Source organism: Metamycoplasma hominis ATCC 23114 (assembly GCF_000085865.1).
Lineage (GTDB): Bacteria > Bacillota_I > Bacilli_A > Mycoplasmatales > Metamycoplasmataceae > Metamycoplasma > Metamycoplasma hominis.
The window spans coordinates 454,012-474,974 of sequence record NC_013511.1 but is presented as its reverse complement, the minus strand read 5'-3'; the positions used below and the strand labels follow the sequence as shown (position 1 = coordinate 474,974).

Genomic DNA, 20,963 nt, shown 5'->3' with positions numbered 1-20,963 from the left:
AATGTTTAAACTTTATAAATTAATGGCCAACAAATTCAAATGTTTGTCATTTTTAACTATATCTTTAACATTACTACAAGTAGTTTCATTTTTAGTATTGCCAATATTATTGGGACAATTGACAAGGTTAATTGGTGAAAATGCATATTTAATTCAAAATAATTTGTCAACAAACAGACCAATAACAATTGAAATTCTAAGAATTAATTTTTTATGTCAAAGCCATCAGAGTGCGTTAATGCATTTGGGAGGATATTTTGCATTGTTTTTAATAATAGGAACTATTTCAGCAATGTGTGCTTCATTGCTTGCGTCCTATGTGTCTCAAGCAGGATCAAAACAAATAAGAAGTTGTTTATGAAAGCATCTTGGCGAACTTTCTCAAAAAGATATTGAAGCTTTCTCAAATGCCAAGATCCTAACGAGATTTACAATAGACATTAGTAGAATTCAAACCGGACTAATGTCTTTTTTGAGGATGCTAATTATAGGGCCGTTTAATCTAGTCTTAGGTTTAGTGTTTGCCCTATTAACAAATCTTCAATTGTCAATGATATTTCTAGTCGTTATTCCACTATTAACTTTAACTATGGTAATTTCGGGTGTCATTTGAAATCCAATTCAAAAAAAAGAACAAGAAATGTATGACAAAATTAACATTGAAAGTAGAGAAAATATTTTAGGCGCCAAAGTTATTAAATCATATAACATGGAACAAATTCAATGAAATAAATTTCAAAATGTTAATAAAAATTGAGGAACCACAACAAGCAAATCATGAATAATATTTACTATAACATTTAATTTTATTGAAATAATTTCAAATATAGCAATTGCTTTCATTGTATTTTTTGTAGGAAAGCAAACTAGCAAGGAAAATATTGCTGATTTCTCAAAATCAATAGGTAATGGGGTAACATTTATGAATTACGTTATGACTGTTACATTTGGAGTTGTTGCTTCATCATTTACTACATTTAATATTTTCAAGGCAAATGTATCCTCAAAACGTATTTTTGAAATTATGAACAAAAAGCCAGATATTGCAAAAATCAAATCTGATAAGCTAATTGTTAATGGTGAAATTGAATTTAGCCATGTATCTTTTAAATATTATGAATCTGCTAAATCTAATGTTTTAGAAGACATTTCATTTACTTTAAAGCCTGGTAAGGTTTTAGGCATAATTGGCCCTACTGGTTCTGGAAAATCAACTATTGCAAAATTGTTAAATTTAGATTTTAAAACTCAAGACGGGCTAGTAACAATTGATGGGCATAATATTCAAGAAATTGATACAGACTCATTGAGGAAGAATATCTCTCACGTTTATCAAAACCCTTGCTTATTAAGTGGCACAATAAAAAGCAATTTATTGCTTGCTAAACCTAATGCCACTGATGAAGAGATTGAATTAGCAGCAAAAAATGGTTGTGCCTTTGAATATATCAATAAGTTTAAAGAAAAATTTGAACATGTTGTTGAACAAAAGGGTGCAAATTTATCAGGCGGTCAAAAACAAAGATTATCTATTGCCCAAGGTTTAATTAAACGACCTAAAATATTGATTTTAGATGATTCTACTTCAGCATTGGATGCTAGAACAGAAGCTATGGTAAGAAACAATATTAAAGAAGAATTTAAATATGAAAAAATATCATTAGTTATTATTGCTCAAAAAATTTCAGCAATTATTGATGCAGATGAAATTTTAGTATTAAACCAAGGAAAAATTATTGATCGTGGCAATCATGAGGAATTAATTTCTAGAGATGGTCTATATAAAGAAATTGCATATTCACAGTTAGGGGGTAATAATGAATAGAGATATTCTTGATCCACTAAAAGTTGATATTGATTTAAAAAAAGTATCTAAATTTGAAAGAAAAGCATTTCGAAAAAAACAACACGCAATAAAATCAGAAAGTTTTAAAGAACTAATTAAATATTTAAATTACAAACGTGGATATGTTTTTTTAATAATAATAATTACATTAATTTCTTCATTGTGTTTAACTGCCGCCACATATGGTTTGGGTTATATTATCGACCATTATTTAAACTTTAAGTTTTGAAATAGTAATTCTAATGGTTTATTTGAATTTGGTATTGCAATAGGCATATTGATCTTAGGCTATATTTTAGAAAAAGTCTTTTCATTTATATGTTCAGCAATGGCAGTTAAGGCAGGAATTTATGGCTCAGAAATAATGCGGAGTAAGGCTTATAAATCAATAATGAAAATGCCAATCCAATTTTTTGATACTGTTAGCTCGGGAGAATTAATGTCAATATTGTCAAATGATATTGATAATGTTTCATATGGAATATGTGGAACCTTAAACTCGTTATTAGCAGCGATATTTAGTGCTTTAACATCGCTTGGATTTATGTTTTACTATTCTACATATTTAACACTTATATATATTGCGTTATTTCCTGTTTTGTTGATATTGGCCTTTGTTTTAATCAAAAAAGCAATTCCATTATTTGGTAAGACTCAAAGAAATATAGGCTTATTAAACGGTTTTGTTGAAGAAAATTTAGCAGCACATCAATTAATAAATTCATTGAATAGTCAACAAATTATTAACGAACAATTTGATTTATATAATGAAAAATTATATAAACCTTCATTGAAAGCAAATATATATGCCGGAATAGTTTATCCATATGGAAATGCAATAACATTCATAATGCAATTAATAATAATTTTTGTTGGCGGAGCATTTGCGTTGTCTGGAATTGGCACTGGCTCAAATAGTAATTTTACAGTCGGTACATTGACATCATTTATTTTGTATATAAAAATTACTTCTAGTCAAATAATTAAAAATTTTGAAAATATTTCAATGATTCAAACAGCAACAATATCAACAACAAGAGTATTAAATTTAATTAGAATGCATCCGGCTATAGATGAAAGCAAACTTGCTACAATATCAAATGTGAATGGTGATATTGAATTTAAAAATGTAAGTTTTTCATATGATAATTCTTTGAATAATTTACAATTGAAAAATATTTCATTCAAAGCTAAAAAAGGTCAAGTGTTTGCTATTGTAGGACCTACCGGCGCTGGCAAAACTACAATAATAAATTTACTAAGCAAATTTTATTTGCCTATTGAAGGAGAAATAAAAATTGATGATTATAAATCAAGCGAAATAAATGAATCTAGTTGAAGGAATCAAATTTCAATAGTATTGCAAGATACATTTTTATTTAAAACAACAATTTTAGAAAATCTAAGATATGCTAATCCTAGTGCAAGCAATGAAGAAATCATTAATGCTGCCAAAATTACAAAAGCTGATAATTTTATAAGACAACTTGAACATGGTTACGAAGAAATAGTTGAAGAAGGCGGAAGCAATTTTTCACAAGGTGAAAGGCAAATGCTTGCAATCACAAGAGCAATAATTGCTAATAAAAATATTTTGATATTGGATGAAGCAACATCTAATGTAGATACAAGAACAGAAAAGAATATTCAAGATGCAATGTTAGAGTTAATGAAAGGAAAAACTTCATTTGTTATTGCTCATAGACTTTCAACAATAGTAAATGCTAGCCAAATTTTAGTTGTTAAAGATGGAAAAATTATTGAACAAGGTACACACAAAGAACTATTGACCAAAGGTAGTTTTTATGAAAAGCTATACCATTCATCTTTTAGTGAAGAAAACGAATAATAAAAAAATAGATTCAAATGAATAATGAATCTATTTTTTTATTATTTAAGTAATGATTTTCCAGTCATTTCTTTTGGCTTATTGATTTTTAAATAATCTAATATTGTAGGAGCTACATCACAAAGACTACCGTTTCCTAAATTAACATTTTTATCTGTACAAATAAACATTACTGGGCTTGTTGTATGTTTTGTTGCTGGTTTATTATTTTCATCTTCTGTAATTTCAGCATTGCCGTGATCTGCTGTAATAAATCAGGTTACATTTTCATGATTTAATGATACATATTCTAATATTCTTTGAAATTGTGAATCTAAAAATTCAATTGCTTCAATTGTTGCGTTCAAATTACCGGTATGACCCACCATATCAGGATTTGCATAATTCATTATTATAAAATCATTTTTTTCAATGTTGTTCAATAGTGAATCTGTAATTTCTTTAGCCGACATATGTGGATAATCAGCAAATGAATCAACCTTAAGACTATCAACTAAAATTCTATTTTCGTTTTTATATTCAATGTCAACCCCTCCATCAAAGAAGAATGTTACATGGGCATATTTTTGAGTTTCTGCTAGTCTTAATTGTTTAATATCATTACTTTCTAAAACTTTGCCTAGTGGATTTACAACTTCCATTTCTTTAAAGGCTATTTTACTATTTATACCTTCATATTTCATCAATGAAACAAAATTATCAATTTGTACTTGGTTTTTTGGTTTGTATGTGTATAAGTTTGATCCAATAAACATATGGCTTAGTTGTCTTGCTCTATCTGGTCTAAAGTTAAAGAATATAATTGAATCTCCATTTTTAACAAATACGCCGTCTTTTAATTGAGCAGGTTCAAAAAATTCGTCAAATATTCCTTTTTTATATTGACTTTCAATGTAGTCATCAATGTTTTCAATAACATTTTTTGATTGCCCTAAAATAGCATCATATGCTTCTTGATTTCTTGAAAATATACTATCTCTATCCATTGCATAAAACCTGCCAGATATAGAAGAGATTTTATATCCAAATTTTTGGCATAAATCTTTTAAGGTTTCAAGAGAATTTTTTATTGATTGTGGTTTTACATCTCTTCCATCGCCAAATACATGAACACTTACGTTTTTTAATCCTTTACTATGCGCTAATTTTAGGATTTCAAACAAATGTAAATCTAATGAATGAACACCGCCGTTGCTTAATAAACCCATTACATGCAATGTTGTATTATTTTTAATAGTTTTATCAATGACATCATTTAAAATTTCATTATCCTTAAAAGTGTTATTTTCAATTGCCTTATTAATTAAAGATAATCCCGTATATACAACTCTACCTGCGCCAATATTTAAATGTCCTACTTCGCTATTACCAATTTGTCCCTCTGGCAAACCAACATATTGACCAGATGCTTGTAAAACAGAATTAGGGCACATTGAAAAAAGATAGTCAAAGCAAGGGTGTTTTGCTTGTAAATAAGCATTTCCTTGCCTTTCTTTTCTTAAACCAAGTCCATCGATAATTGTAAGAATTATTTTTTTCATTTTTCCTCTTTTATATTATTGTTTGCAATAATAAATATTGCAAGTTGATAAAGCTAAACTTATAAATAATAAGTTAAACCATAAATATATAAAATTTTACTTTCACAATATTATTTAAATTTATTTTATATACTTAATAAGTTAATAAAATAAACATTTACTATTTTTGCGTATATTAACTCATTTTTATTATAATTGTTTTGTTTTAATAATTAGATTAATTTAGTTAAAAAAATAAAAACCTAAATATTAAACTAATGGATAGTTGCTCGAGAGGCTGAAGAGGTTAGTCTCGAAAACTAATAATGTTTTTAACATTCAAGGGTTCAAATCCCTTACTATCCGCCATACCAAGTAAACCAAAAAGCAGAAAATCTTCTGTTTTTTATTTTTCATTTTTAAAAGTATTTATGGTTATTTTTTTTTACTAAATTTTATTATTACATTATATATTTAAACATTGATTTAATACATTCTATAATTTTCTATAGGTTTAAAATAACCAACAATTTTTTAAGATATATATGTATATAAAAAAACTCAAATATAAATATATACGTATATACATTTATATTAAGTGAAAGGAAATAAAAAAGTGACAAAAAAATCTAAAATTTTTGTGGCCGCTGCTGTTCTTGGAGCTGCAGTTGTAACTGCCGGAATTCCTTTAATTGGATGAGGAATTTCAACTGGTGTCCACAATAAAGAAGTAAGAAGAAGTGTTTTAAACATCAAGTCAGTTGAAAACCAAATTAAAGCTTATCAAAAAGATTTAAATGACTTAAATGCTAAGAAAACAGCTAAGGAAAATGAATTAACTTCTGCTGCCGAAGATAAAAAGGAAGCTATTAGCAAAGAAATAAAAGTTTTAGAACGTAAAATTCTAGAAACTAAAGCCTTTATAAACGATAAAGTTACAGAAAAATTTGAACTTTCTAAGGTTGTAGTTTCAAGCTTATCAGCAAAGAAAGATAAAAAAATATATGACGTCGTAGCTGACTATATCGTTGAAGTTAGAAACCAACTAGACTCAGCTTTAAACAATCCTGCTGATGTTGAAGAATTAAAAGATGTTGACTTTGAAAAACCAACTAGAGAACAAGCTGAAGCAATTGCTAACTTCTATGAAAAATACATTAACTTGCTAGAATTAATCAATGAAGAAAACTTAAATGCTATTACAACAGCATGAAAAGATGCAACAATTTACAGCTGACAAATGGTTCAAAAGAACTATCTAGCAGGTGGACGTAATGTTCTATCTAGATATGGATGAGGAGCAGGATACGTTTACGCTGCAAACTCATTCTATGGAACAATTTTAGATCAAGATGACTGAGCAAAAGCAGAAGCAAGATTACAAGAAGCTGTTAAAAAAGATATAGTTTTATCAAAAGTTGTTATCAAAAACAATGTTAAAGAAGCACTTAGAGAATTCTTTGCAAATGAATTAAACAGATTCTTAGACGATGACACTTTAACAGAAATTAGTGTTTCAGATTTGATTGATTTAAACACAGATACAGATAAAAAAGATCTAAGAGAATTTTGAAAATACTATGCTACAGAATACTATAACGCTTCAAAACATGGTTTAGGTCAAAATCTAAAAGAACTTAAATTGTATAAAGAAAATGTTTACAATGAAACAGAAAACACAATATCAGTTTCAAAAGAAGCAGACGGAAAACTTGTTGAAAGATCAGTTTATGGTTTAGGTTTTACCAAATTTGACTTAGAAGCTAAGGGCGTTGGATTCTCACAAGTTGGCGGTGATGAAACTGAAAGTGGAAAGACCATTTATGACCAAATCACAAAAATGGCAACCACATCAGAAGACACTCCAAATGATGTATATCAATCAGGATACAAAACATCAAAAGGTGTTTCAAAGAACATGATTGCCATTGCATCAGAAGTTGCTAAATTAATAGTTGGCGAAAGTGGAGAATGAAAGACCACAATTAAATATGATGCCGATGGTATTGGACCAGAAAAAGTAAAAGATCTTGAATTAACAATTCGTGATGCAAAAGGCAATATCGATTTACAAGCCTTTGCAAAATGATTAAACCAAGAACAATTCTTCTTTGGTCGTGAAGATAAGAGTTTCTACACAGAAGCCTACAAGAAGTCATTATTTGATGATCCAACTCTTAAAGAATACAAGACCAATTTAAGTGCTTATGGTTATGGCATCTTAACAAGAGATGAAAACAAGGCTAAAGAATACGGTTCAATCACAAACGAACAATTCTACTATGGAGCTTTAGAAGCATTTAAGGCTTATGATCAATTCATGAAGTCAACCATCAAGAATGGAAAATCATTCTTCGGTAAAGATGTTCCTGACTACAAAGCAGTAACATATCTATATGAAAGACGTGATCAAGAAGGTGTTGGAGCATATAACTCAGATACACGTATCTTGGATGAAAATGGAAATGTAACTTCTATTCAAGGTGCATTTAACTTCAACTGTGACCCATACTACTCATTGCCAAAATGATCAGTTACTTCATTCGCTAACCACGAAGGAATTATGGGACACCACAACCAAATTTACTACGCACGTAAACACCTAGCAAGTCAAAACAATGAAAATCTAGGTGCAAATGCATTTGACTTTACTTCATACGTTGAAGGTTGAGCATTATTTATGGAATGATTTGGAATTGAAGCAGGATACTACGGAACTCCTGACTACGATAACAAAGATAACGATTACTATGCAAAACCAACTGACTTTAGCCATGCTAAAGGAATAACAAGCTTCTTTACAGCAAAAACAAAAGCAGATATTACAGAAGACATGATAAAACAAATCAAAGAATTACATGGTGGAGTATATTGAACATTAACTGCTAAAAGTGGTGAAACTGACGAAAAAGAACATGCACAAAGAGCAGTTAAATTAACAAACATGTTACAATACTTTGGAGCATTAAACGAAGCACAATTACGTAATATGCGTAGAGCAGTTGACCCTGCATACCATGGACAAGGAATTGATGCAAAATCTGATTTACCTGCAAATGCATCAATTAATGATGTAAGAAGATTTATGTCAGCAAACTCAGCATTAGGTATTGGTGACATTATGTCTGAATCAAAACGTTACCTAAATCTAGCTGGACAAGCAATTTCATACAATGCTGGTAAAGAAAAGATGCTATCTCTATACGACCAAGTACGTAAACACTTAGGACTATCAAGAAGAGACTTTGTTGAAAAAGAAAACCACAAATACATAAAAGAATTCTTTGACGTTCTATTAAAGAATAGTGCCTTACCTCTAGATACTTTAGAAAAAGTTACAAAGATTCACTACGGTATAAAATAATTCAAAGAATATATAAATATAAAAACAGGCGTTTGCCTGTTTTTATATTTCATATTTTAATGTAATTTTAGTATCAAAAGTGATTTTTTTAATTTCGGTTAATGATTCGTTTAATTCAATAGTGCTAGAAATAAAAGCTTCTAAAACATTAACATTTTTATTTTTAAGATTTTCTTTACGAATCTCAACATCAAAATTTTCAAAGAATTTTTGAATAATATATCCAGAATATCCTTGCTTATTGTCAAAGTAAAAGAGTTTGTTATTTTTTATATAAGAGTAAGTCATAGCATTATTTATTGATTCGATATTGCTTAAAAAATCAAACTCAGATATTTTATTATTAGATTTTGAGTTTATTTCATTTCATAGTTGAATTAAATCTAATTTAAAAATAGTTTGGTTACTATTAGTTATTTTTGTAACCTTTGTCTCATTAATTTTTGTATTTTTTAACAAGTTGGTGTTTGTTCTAATATTGATTTTATTTGAATATGTAACGGAATTATTAAATGATTTTTGTGGAATATTCATGTATCTTGCGCTTTCGCTCATAATATCAGAAACATTAAGACTTTTAGATGTTAGGGTAATTACTTTATAAGTTTTATTATTTTCTTTTATAGTGTTTTTGTCAATTGAATATAAAGTTCTATCGTCAGTAAAATATTTGGTTCGCTTTAATGAATAATTCTTGTTTAATGAAAGTGGTATTGCGACAACGCAAACTAAAGGAATTAAAATTCCTGAAAATAGAAATCCGGTTTTTACTCTACGAATTCTAACTGATTTTTTTTCTTGCTTGTCGACGTCAATAGTTTTTGTTTCTTTTGCTTTGCCTTTTTTCATTTATTAGTCCTTAGTCTTTAATGTTTAACTTTTCAAATATTTCATTTATTCTTTTAGTGTTAACCTTAGCAGCGTTAAAATCAGTGTTTAATAATTTGTTATATAAATATGCTGTAAAGTGAACAATAATTCTATATTTATAAAAGTCTTTTGGACATATCATACCATAAGATTTTCAAAATAAAGATTCTAATTCAGGTGTCATTTGAGTATTTTCAAATAAGAAAGCTATGTCTAAATAACGATTGTTTCTATATGCAACTGATCAATCAATAATATATAAATTGTCGCTACTATTAAAGAATATGTTATTGAAATTTAAATTATTATGACAATTTGCATCCGGTTTAATTTGTTTGATTCATTTAATAATTTCATTGATTCTTTTATTGCCTTTTAAATCTTCTAATAAGGTTTTTATTTCCATATGATCTAAATATCAATTAATTTTCTTTGATAAAATGTATTCAGGAAATTCTACATCAGAATCATGAAGCGTTCTCATTGCTTTTGCAAGAACTTTAATTTGATGGTTGTTGAATGAACTTAATTGTTTAGAATTGATTCATTTTCATATGGTTCTATCTTCATCTTCGTAAACACAAAGTGGAACAAAATAAAATTTTTCAATTTTAGAAATATTTAATTTATTGTCAAAGTTATTATGATTTTTTTGAACAATGAATCTATTTAGTTCTAAGAAATCCTTGTTGCTATATAAACTCTTTGAATCAAAAGGGCTTAACGATTTGGAATTATTTTTTGAATAATCATTTAAATACATTGCCTCATTGTAAACTCTCATTAAAAAAACAAAATCATCAAATACAGAAGGGTCTAATTTAAAGAAATCAATTATATCTTCTTTTGGAATACCTAAAAATAAATAAAGACTTACTGGATCTACATATTTATTGTTTAAAGCAACATATTCGAAATCTACTAGTTTAATGAAGCCGTATTTATTAACTAGAATATTTTGACGTTTTAGGTTATTATGGCTTAGTACTAAAGGTTCTTTTGAATATTTTTTAACTAATGCTTTATATTCAGCATCTTGAATAGGATATTTGAATCAATCGAATTTTTCTATCTTATCTACATTAAGGTTTTGAAAATTTTTGACACAATTAAATATTGCTTTTTTAATTCCACTATCAATTTTAACTTTAAACAAGTCTACTCCGGGGAATCATTTTTTTATAATATATCCATCTTTGTAATAAAAATAATCTTTAAATTTTTCAACTAGTTTTGTTTCGTTATCATAATTTATTTTACTGTCAGAAGGAATTCTTATTTGAACTCAAACATCATCTAGTTTTCCAATATATGTACTACTATGCAAATCGTCAAAATAAGGTCTTAAATTATTAAGTTTTTCAAAAACTTCATAACCAAAAACATTCCTAATTTTTTCATATAAATTATTAGGAATACATGATTTTTTATTTTTGCATGTGCAGAACTCAGCTGACTTGCAACCACAACAACAATCTCTTTTTAACATATTACTCTTTTTCTTTTTCTAATTGCTCCATGTATTTTTCAACTCTATTTAGATATAGACTATCATCAAACGGAAGTACTTCATGGGCATTTATTCATAGCACAATTAAGGCATTCACTAAAATTTTGTGAATAAATAAATATTTGGGTTCAAAATCATCACCATAAGCATCTAAAAAAACTTTTTCTTGTTTTTCATTTAGATTGCTTGATTCAATAAAATAAGCAAGGTCAAAATGCACATCGCCCATCGTAGCATATTCTCAATCTGTAAAATAAATTTTATCATTTACTTTTATCATATTGAATAGTCAAAGGTCATTATGGACAGGGGCGGAATTGTCAATATTTCTTAAAAACAAATTAATTTTTTTATAGTATTTATCTAGGATTGGAATTTTTCTATTTAAACTAGAAATTTTTTTTCTATAAATATTAAATCTTCTAGCAATTTGATTTTCTTTATAAAATTTCAATTTTGAATTATGCAAAGTGATTAAATTTTTTCCAATAGTTTTTAAAATATCATCTGTCAAAAGACTTTCGTTTAATGTAATTCCATTAATTCATTCGGTTTGAAGTTCTTTTTTATTATCAACAAATATCTTTGGACAAAAATCTAAATTATTTAATAAGAATGCATCGCTTTTATGGTTAAATCCATCATATGATTTTATTTTTATAAATCTATTAGTTTCATCATCATAAAATACTTTGTTTGTGAAACCTTGATTAGTTAGAGGCTTTAGCATATTAGATATCTATATTATTTGCGTATTTTGCGTTTTCTTGAATAAAATCATGACGAGGTTCTATTTCTTCTCCCATTAATGTAGCAAATACTGTATCACAAATTGCTGCATCATCTATTTGAACTTGGAGCATTTTTCTAGTTTCTGGATCCATTGTTGTTTCTCATAGTTGTTCTGGGTCCATTTCACCAAGACCTTTGTAACGTTGAATAGCAACATTTCTTTTATCTTCTAATTTTGCCATGATTTGTTCTTTTTGCAAATCATTGTATGCATATTCAACATTTTTTCCGCTAGTTATTTTATATAGTGGAGGTTGCGCCAAATAAACAAATCCATATTCAATTAAAGGTTTCATATAACGGTAAAAGAATGTCAATAATAAAGTAGTAATGTGTGCTCCATCAACGTCGGCATCTGTCATAATGATAATTTTGTGATATTTTAATTTGTTAATATCAAATTCTGTATTTATTCCTGTGCCTAAGGCGTGAATCATTGTTGCAATTTCTTTATTTGACAAGACAGAAGCAAACGAATTTTTTTCTGCATTTATAACCTTACCACGTAGAGGCAAAATAGCTTGAATAGAACGATCTCTTCCCATTTTAGCAGAACCTCCGGCCGAATTACCTTCGACAATAAATAATTCTCTAATTTCTGCATTTTTCGATGAACAGTCTGCTAATTTTCCAGGAAGATTACCTAAATCTAAACCATTACCTTTTCTAGAAGCTTCGCGAGCCTTTATTTCAAGAAGCCTTGTGTGTTGCGAAAGAAGACACTTTTCGATTATTGCTCTTGCAATTTCTGGGTTTTCATTCAAATAACGTTCTAGCGAGTCTGAAAGAATTTTATTTGTGGCAATTCTTGCATCTTTATTTTCTAATTTTCCTTTAGTTTGACCTTCAAAAATTGGATCTGTGTGTTTAATAGAAATGATTGCTACTAAACCTTCCTTAACATCTTCTCTTGTTATTTTTTCTGAGCTAGTTTTAAATAGTTTATTTGTTTCGGCGTAATTATTGTAAATTCTTACTAATGCATCATAGAAACCTTGTTCATGTGTTCCACCATCAATTGTTTGAATATTGTTTGCATAAGAAACAATACTATTTGTGTAGGCTTCATTATATTGCATTGCAACTTCTACTATTACATCTTGTCCATTTGTAAAGTTTTTATCGTTAAAAACTCCTTCTGCATAAATAACTTCGGGAACTATTAATTTTTTACCTTTGTTTAGTTCTTTGACATAGTCTATTAGTCCACCTTCAAAACAAAAAACTTTGATGATATTTTTTTCAACATTTTCAACGGTTATTTTCAAACCTTTGTTTAAATAAGCAATTTGTTTGGAGTGGTCAATAATTGTATCAAAGTCAAAATTTTCTTTTTCCATTATGGTATAGTCAGGGTGAAATTTAATTGTTGTTCCTGTTTCAACTTCAGAAACATTTCCAATTACTTCCAAAGGTTTAACAGGAATTCCACCATTTCTAAATTGTTGGTAGTGTAACTTGCCATCTCTTTTAACTCATACTTCAAATTCACTACTTAATGCATTAACAACTGATGCACCAACACCATGTAATCCTCCGGAAACTTTATAATTTGATCCATCAAATTTACCACCAGCATGTAGCACGGTTAAAATTGTTTCGACAGCTGACTTCTTAGTTCCGGAGTGAATTCCGGTGGGCATTCCACGACCATTGTCTTCAACTTCTATTACATTATTTGGATACAATTTAATTTTAATTTCAGTAGCAAAACCCGCCATTGCTTCATCGACTGAGTTATCCACTATTTCTCATAGCAAGTGGTGCAAACCCTTGAACCCTATTGAGCCTATGTACATGCCGGGTCTTTTTCTTACGGCTTCTAAACCTTCTAATATTTGAATATTATCGGCATTATATTTATGTATTTCTTCTATTTTGTCCATGTTTCCTCGCATGTTGTAATATATTAATTAATTAATATATTATATTATAGCAAAATAAAGCAAAAAAATAAGCCTTTCGGCTCATTTAGTTTCTAAGTTCGCTTGTATCTACATCTACTCTTTCTATTTCGGATGCTTGAAAAATAGCCACATTGTACAAATCTAATTTTTGAGCAACACAATTTGTTCAAAATGTATATATTTTTGAATTAAATGATGTTGCAATCATATTATAGTTTCTTATTGTTGCATAAATTTCATCTTCTTGCATAGAAATTTCAGTTGAAAATTGTAAATACAATTTGCTTGCTTTAAGATCTGGGTATTGTTCAAATTGAAAGTTTAAAGCACCTCTGATGCTGTCAATTTGTGATTTCAATTCAACGGGAGAAGTTTTGTCTACATCGATATTTGATAATTTTGATCTATATTGAGTTATTTTACTTAATGTTTCATTTTCAAAATTTTTATAGCCAATTAAACTATCCATCATTTTAATTAGAACTGCACGTCTCCTTTTTTCTGCTGCTTGTATTAGAGAACTTGCATTTTGAATTTCGTTTTGATCACGCATTAATTCATTTTTTCTTCCTACATATACAAAATAGAAAATTCCTATTGTAAGTATAAAAAATAAGATAAAAAAGAATTTTTCAACACCTGTTGGAATTGGCTTTTTAATGCTATTATCTACGTTTGGTTTAAATCCTTCACTAGATTGTGGGGTTCTTGAATCAAATAACATATTGCTCCTTTATTACTTATTATTAATAATTAAATTATAATGTAATCTATTTTTATTTTAATTACAAAAATAGAGATTAATTAATTTTAATAAAAATTATTAAGCTTTTTAACTAATAAATTGATGTCAAATAATTTTGGCTCATTTATAAAGAAAGCCATTCCTCTATTATCAAGTAGTATTGGAATCTTTTTTATTTCAGGAATCTGACTAAATAATTCATCTATAAGCTTAATATTTTTCTTAAATTCATCAAAGTCCTTTAATGATTCTAAATTAAATGAAATTTTATTTTTTTGAATAATTTTGCTATATTCTTCATCTATGCGATCGTCGCTTACATAAATATTATTAGCAATAAGACTATTTGCAAATATTTTGGCATTTTCTGTTTTTATATTATAAGGAACAACAATTATTGCTTTATGTTCTCTAAATTCATCATATGCCACATATGGTACTTCAACGGCGTAACCGTGTGTATATTCAATTGCAATTGCGTCCCTAGCTGTATATGAAATCAAATCAAATGTAGCCGATATTATCAAAGATTCTGGGTCATTATAAAGATTTTTAAATTCACAAATTGGTGTTATATCTGCATGCTTGTTAAATTTATAAAACCCACTATATAATGTCATGTCTCTATAATATGAGTAAATGTTTAGAGGGTAATTTTGAACATTGTTATTTTGTTTAACAACAAGGTCTTGTTCATATCTGTTTCCTGTTTTTTCTAAATTTTCAGTTGCAATATACTTATTTGTATATACTAAAGAAATAAAATTAAATATTGGCAATAAACATTCAATAATTTTTGAACTTAAAAATTCCGTGACAAAGTCAACTGTTAGTTCTTCAGTTAAATCCAAAACACTTAACATCCAATCCTGAACTTGTTCAAATAATAAGGAACTTGATTGAATCGTATTTTTAGAAACCAACCAATTTCCATTTTTTATCATTGAAAATACCGGCATGTTTTCTTGATTCATATATTGGGCATAATTGATTAGGTTTTGTTGAGTTCTAACATCAAAATAAGTTAAAAAATCAATTTTTTGGTCATCAGAAAATGCAAAATCAAAATTTTGATAGACTTCTTTATTTTCAAGGTGGAAGCCTTCATTTTTTAAAAGTCTTTTTACTTCTTTTTCACTTCGATTATTTTCTATAATTTCAAAGTATAGTTTTTGCTTGTAATTTGAAGGTATGGTTAAACTTCTAAAATATTCTACAACAGGTGTAGGTTCGGTATGATATGCTCAATATGTTTCTCAATAAGTATTACCATTAGCATCTTTTTTAGTAACGGTAATTGAAGCCTTAGTAACAACATTTTTCATTCATTTGCAAGTATAAAAAATGTCATAAATATAAGAATTTCTTAATTTATATTGACTTATGCTATTAAAATTTCAAAAATTTTTATCATAAATAAAACTGCGCGAAAAATCACCAACTTCGGCATCGTATTGTGATATTTTTTTTATCCCCATTTTGTTTAAAATTTTATTTTTTATATCTTCAAGGGTTTGTAATGAAAAGGTTTCAATGTATGCTTGTCTTGCTTTGTCTAAAGCTTCATCAATTTTTAATTGTTCATTATTTCTAAACTCTTCAAATGATTTAATTATTTTCTTATTATTAGCAAAAAATGAAAAAAAACAAAAACCTATTAGAATAAAGAAAAGTATAAAAATTATGCAATTTGCAAATTTCCTTCCTGATATTTTTTTTAGCTTTTTTTCGGCAATAATTCTTTCATTAGAATCTCTTACTATTTCGTATTGTTTTTTAGCTTCTTCAATTCTTTTGTTATTTGAATTTTTTTCTAAAAATTCCTGTTTAATTACTTCTTTACAAATATCGTTTATATTGTTTATATTTTCATCAAAGATCTTTTTTACATTGCCAAATGCTGCTATTTCACTATCTATAATATTAAAATCTTTTTGATCTTCCATATATTCCCTTTCCTCTTAACTACTTTAAAATTATCTCATAATCATATTAAAACTCAATATAAGAATAAAAATTAGCGAAAAATATTGATTTTAACTTTAATATGGATAAAAATATTTTTTTGCAATGTTTAAAAATATTTTTATAATTTTATTGTTTTTTATATTTTTATATATATGTATATATATAATTTTATATATCTAAGCTTAAATAAATACGAAAGGTATAACTAAAATGAAGAAAAAAAATTTATCATTACAAATTTTAGCGTTGTGTGTAGCAGCGGGCTCTATGCCTGTTTTAGCATCTAAATGTACCGTAACTGTAAAAGTTAAAGAAAAGTTTAATGCTCTAAAATCACAACTTCAAAATTTAATTTCAAAACTAAGTGATGAAGAACAACAAGAACTTAATGAATGACTAGTTAACCAAGAAAGAGAATTTAAAGGGGATAATAGTCAAGGAGATAATGAAATTATTAAAAACATTGAAGAAAAAATCAATGTTTTAACCAAAAAAATTAACGAACAAAAGAAACAAAATTCGCCTTCGAAAGACGAAAATAAGGAACTTAACATTGCTATTGAACAATTGAAAAAGTCTAAGCAAGAATTACAAAATCTTATTGATTTTAGCGCTGACCAAGGAATTGAAAATTCAAAAGCAAAAGAAATTTTAGATTCAACAAACATTGAAGAAAATTCTTCAATTAGTGAAGTTAAAGAAAAAACAAATAAAATCAATAAAGCTAAACAAGATCTTCAAAATTTAATAGAAGATACCAAAAATAAGGCAAAAAATGAGTTTGATATTAAAAAACAAGAATTGAAAACATTAATTGAATCTGAAAAGGCAAGAAATATTGATAAATCTGAAGAACAAAATGTATTAAATACTACAAATGTTGCTGAATCATCAAATATTTCAGACATTAAATCAAAAACAAAGATTATTGAAGAAGCAATCAATTCATTGACTAAAAAAATTAATGAACAAAAAAATAAACAAGAATTTGAACAAGCAAAACAAGATTTTGAAAAAATAAAAAAAGAACTACAAGAATTAATTGCAACCCCTGATGCAAAAGAAGTAGAAAACATTGATGATATAAACAAAACCTTGAATGAAGCAAATATCGCCCAAGATTGAACTATTTCAAAAATACAAGATGTTTCAAACAACCTTAAAAACACAAAAGAACAATTAGAAAATAAAATAAATACAACCAAACATCAAGTAAAACAAAATTTTGAAGCCAAGAAGCAAGAATTAAAAACATTAATTGATTCTGCAAAGACAAAAAATGTTGATAATTCTGAAGCGCAAAATGTATTTGATACTACAAATGTTGTTGAGTCATTAAATATTTCAGACATTAAATCAAAAACAAAGAAAATTGAAGAAGCAATCAAATCATTAACTCAAAAAATTAATGAAGCTAAAAGCCATGAAGTTGTGCCACCAAGCGATGAATTTTTAAAAATTGAAAAAGAATTTCAAGACCAAAAGAAGCAAATTGAATCTAAACTAGATGAAATTTGCTCTCTAAATTTCAATAAAACATATAGTGGGCAATTAACTGAATCAAATGAATCTATAAAGAAGGGAATCAAGAAAAGAGTAGATGAAGTTTATGGTGATTATCCCGGCTATGAAACAAAATATTATTATAGAAGAGCCTATAATGCAAGAAATAAAGAAGATTGTAAGAAATATATAAACCAACTTAAAAATATTTATAAGATAGTTGATATGTATGCTAATTATTTAAAAGAAATATTTAGATATATTGAATCAGAAGAAGCAAAATTAAGTGATGAAATAAAACAAAAGATAATGAATGAAGATGTTTTAAATCCAACTGAATTAAGTAGAAGCAAAATTGAATTTTTAAACTGAGATTTTTATGTAAAGGATGAAGAAAATGTCAAATTTATTACTGAAAAAAAGAAAGTTTTTGACAATTCACTTGCAAAAGTTAAAAAAGCAATTTTTGATAAAATGATTGATGATATGTTTAATGAAACTGGTCAAGCTAGTGTTTATAAAATAGAAACATTCTTGCCTAGTGAAACTGTTCGCGATGAGAAACAATTATATTTTGATAAAAGTCTTCCTTTATTTAAATTATTTAGCGAAGTAAGTGTAAATTTTAATACATTTTTAGGGCAAGCAAAAACTAAAGGAATTTATAAACAAGATGGGAAATTAAGATTTGAAGGATTTATTGAATTTCATGACCCCAAAATTCCTTATTATAAATATATTGGATTGGAAAAACCCATAACCATCGATGAAATAACAATTAAAGCCCAATAAATTGCATATTCATAGCAACAAAATTAATAATATAAAAAACAAGATAATTGTTCAATAACTTTTATCTTGTTTTTTATACACTATTTTTATAGGTTGTGTAATGTAAATTTCTTTCTATTGAAAATAAGGTTAAACATTGCGCGAAGTTCTTACAATGTCTTTATTAAGTGAATAACTTTTATTTGTTAATTAGTTCCTTCAAAGATTTGCTTAATTCTTTCAAGATGTTTTCTAATTCAAAAATTTCTGGTTTTTTTGAACTATTAAGCGAATCTGTTCAAGGTTTTAACATTCTTGCTTCTTCATTTGAATCTATTTTATTGATTTTTATTAACAATTCTAATTTATTTTTAATTTTAGCAATCAAATTTAATTCAGTTCAATTAATATAAGCAAATTCAAGTTCTAATTTTTGCAATAAAACAAACGTTTCAATAATATTTTGACTTTCAATATTAGATTTTTTAGCAATTATTGATTCATTTTTTGTTATTGTTTCTTCTATTTTTTCTTTTAAATAAGAGGTAACAAATAAGTTATAATCATTTTGTTTTTGTTCTTTAATTTCTTTTAAATTATTTGTCAATTTTTCTAATATGTTAACATCTGTTGATTTTAGATCGCTAGATATAATTTTAAAAATTTCTTCTTGTGCTTTAAAAGCTGAAATGTATTCGTCAAATGTTGGTGCGCTTCATTTGGCTTGACTATTCTTTTCTGTAATTTTTTTAATTTCGTTTAGATAATTATTAATTTTTGTTTGTGAATCTGCTGGTAATAATTTAATAATGTCGTTATTTTTGTCAAAAAAGATTCTTAGATAATGGGTTAATTGTAAATAAAATTCAAGAAATTCCAAAACGCTATCTCTTAATGTTTCTAGTAAAATTGCTTTTTTAGCAAATGAACCTTCATTTTTTATAGTATTTGCTTTATTTAATAGATTTAGTAGTTTGACTTTGTCAATAACATAATTATTTTCTATTTGATTTAATTTATTTAATTGTTCTATGTTTCGATTTAATTCATAAATTTGATCATTATTGTTATTTATATTATTATTATATTTGTTTAACAAAGAGTTTATAGTATTTTTAACTTCTTCAATATAATTTTGTTTTTCTACATCAAAAATTTTGGTTAAATTTTTTTTAATATATTTGTTTAATAGATTTCTTTCATTTGTTGTTTCAATGTTTTCAAAAATTGAGGTATTCAATGCTTGGCTTAATTCGTCATGCGCTGCTAAAAATTTTACGTCTAATTCAGATTTAGGTTTATTTTCTAAATAAAGAAATTGTTTATCTAGTATTGATTTTTTGATGCTTGCAATTCAAAAAATATCATTTATTTGCATAATTGCTGACTTTATTTCTTTTTCATTTGAAACAATTGAAACGTTTTCTTGTTTTTGAATTAATTCTTTAATTTCAGCTCTTAAATCTTTATAAGCAAAGTCAGAGAAATCACTATCTAAGTAATTTGTTAGCTTTTCTCTTAACTCTTTTAATTTAGTAAATTCTTTTGATTTTGGGCCCTTTTCTAAATTTGCTATTTCTTCTTCAATTTTATTGATGGTTTCATTTACTTTTTGAATTTGATTTTTATATTCTTGTTCATTTGATTTTTCTAACGCTTTATTTGCAGCATTTAATATGTTTTTAGCTTCTTCTTTTATTGAGATGTTTTTACCTTCATTTGATGAAAGTAGCATGTTAAGTTTTGTAGTTGCTATTTCTAATTCTACTTTTAAATCATTTTGGCTGTTGTTTTCTGGGCTTGCATTTCCATTTGTGTTTTTTAATTTTGAAATTTGTGCATTTATATCTTGCGCAGTTTCATTAATTTTTGCAATAAAATTCTTCAATTCTGAAACATTGCTTTTGCTGTTTATTGTTTTATATTCTTCTTTAAGAGCGTTTAATTTTGAAAGATCTAGCTTAGATTCAACTTCTTTAAATGAATTTGAATTTAAAAGATTCGTAAGTTCTGTTCATTTATTTTGTAGTTCTTTTTGATATTCAGCATTACTTTTTTCGTTTTTGCACGAAATCATAATAATTCCTGAAAGAGGCGCTAAAAGTCCAAAAGCCACAGATAAAGCAATCAATTTCTTTCTCATTTTCATAATATTCTCCTTATTTTTTTCTAAAAGTATTATTTTTTTAATTTGTTGTAAAAAAACATTTTAATTTTAACAAATATGTAAAATTTTTTTATTATTTTTAGTTTTTTATTGCAAAAGCAAATTAAGTTTTAATTAAAAAGTAACTTATTTTAAGCATTATAAAAATCTA

At 26.8% G+C, this 20,963-nt stretch carries 12 protein-coding genes and 1 tRNA gene; 5 read left to right on the top strand and 8 right to left on the bottom strand.

Translation table 4 applies throughout. The features are described 5' to 3' along the window. Nucleotide 1 precedes the first annotated feature (1 nt). The gene (locus MHO_RS02145) at nucleotides 2–1,825 is read left to right on the top strand and encodes an ABC transporter ATP-binding protein (protein WP_012855657.1); all 1,824 of its coding nucleotides are present in this window, start codon (nucleotides 2–4) and stop codon (nucleotides 1,823–1,825) included. Next, on the top strand, nucleotides 1,818–3,695 hold the full coding sequence (locus MHO_RS02140; RefSeq protein ID WP_012855656.1) for an ABC transporter ATP-binding protein: 1,878 nt from the start codon (nucleotides 1,818–1,820) through the stop codon (nucleotides 3,693–3,695). Before MHO_RS02145 ends, MHO_RS02140 begins: the two co-directional genes overlap by 8 nt. A 41-nt stretch (nucleotides 3,696–3,736) precedes the next feature. Here MHO_RS02140 and gpmI read toward each other — a convergent pair whose 3' ends face one another. After that, nucleotides 3,737–5,236, bottom strand: coding sequence for a 2,3-bisphosphoglycerate-independent phosphoglycerate mutase (gene gpmI, locus MHO_RS02135; protein WP_012855655.1), 1,500 nt, complete (start codon nucleotides 5,234–5,236; stop codon nucleotides 3,737–3,739). Nucleotides 5,237–5,495: 259 nt separating this feature from the next. Here gpmI and MHO_RS02130 point away from each other — a divergent pair. Further along, a tRNA-Ser gene (locus tag MHO_RS02130) sits at nucleotides 5,496–5,584 on the top strand. A gap of 247 nt (nucleotides 5,585–5,831) precedes the next feature. Then, nucleotides 5,832–8,579 (top strand): DUF885 family protein, encoded by a 2,748-nt coding sequence (locus tag MHO_RS05670; protein WP_012855654.1) that lies wholly within the window; start codon nucleotides 5,832–5,834, stop codon nucleotides 8,577–8,579. A gap of 42 nt (nucleotides 8,580–8,621) precedes the next feature. Here the strand turns inward: MHO_RS05670 and MHO_RS05665 are convergent, their stop codons facing one another. From MHO_RS05665 to MHO_RS05645, 6 genes are all read right to left on the bottom strand, one after another. Further along, on the bottom strand, nucleotides 8,622–9,428 hold the full coding sequence (locus MHO_RS05665) for a hypothetical protein (RefSeq protein ID WP_012855653.1): 807 nt from the start codon (nucleotides 9,426–9,428) through the stop codon (nucleotides 8,622–8,624). 10 nt (nucleotides 9,429–9,438) lie between these two features. Beyond that, complete coding sequence (locus tag MHO_RS05660; protein ID WP_012855652.1) at nucleotides 9,439–10,938, bottom strand: hypothetical protein; 1,500 nt, start codon at nucleotides 10,936–10,938, stop codon at nucleotides 9,439–9,441. Nucleotide 10,939: 1 nt separating this feature from the next. Further along, complete coding sequence (locus MHO_RS05655; RefSeq protein WP_012855651.1) at nucleotides 10,940–11,689, bottom strand: phosphotransferase family protein; 750 nt, start codon at nucleotides 11,687–11,689, stop codon at nucleotides 10,940–10,942. A 1-nt stretch (nucleotide 11,690) separates the two neighbouring features. Beyond that, the gene (locus MHO_RS02105) at nucleotides 11,691–13,637 is read right to left on the bottom strand and encodes a DNA topoisomerase subunit B (RefSeq protein WP_012855650.1); all 1,947 of its coding nucleotides are present in this window, start codon (nucleotides 13,635–13,637) and stop codon (nucleotides 11,691–11,693) included. 85 nt (nucleotides 13,638–13,722) lie between these two features. Then, complete coding sequence (locus MHO_RS05650) at nucleotides 13,723–14,382, bottom strand: LemA family protein (protein ID WP_012855649.1); 660 nt, start codon at nucleotides 14,380–14,382, stop codon at nucleotides 13,723–13,725. Nucleotides 14,383–14,468: 86 nt separating this feature from the next. Continuing rightward, nucleotides 14,469–16,349, bottom strand: coding sequence for a hypothetical protein (locus MHO_RS05645; protein ID WP_012855648.1), 1,881 nt, complete (start codon nucleotides 16,347–16,349; stop codon nucleotides 14,469–14,471). Nucleotides 16,350–16,581: 232 nt separating this feature from the next. On the opposite strand from MHO_RS05645, the gene MHO_RS05640 reads away from it, so the two are divergent. Next, complete coding sequence (locus MHO_RS05640) at nucleotides 16,582–18,666, top strand: coiled-coil domain-containing protein (RefSeq protein ID WP_012855647.1); 2,085 nt, start codon at nucleotides 16,582–16,584, stop codon at nucleotides 18,664–18,666. A 178-nt stretch (nucleotides 18,667–18,844) separates the two neighbouring features. Here MHO_RS05640 and MHO_RS05635 read toward each other — a convergent pair whose 3' ends face one another. Beyond that, the gene (locus MHO_RS05635; RefSeq protein WP_012855646.1) at nucleotides 18,845–20,794 is read right to left on the bottom strand and encodes a hypothetical protein; all 1,950 of its coding nucleotides are present in this window, start codon (nucleotides 20,792–20,794) and stop codon (nucleotides 18,845–18,847) included. Nucleotides 20,795–20,963: the final 169 nt, after the last annotated feature.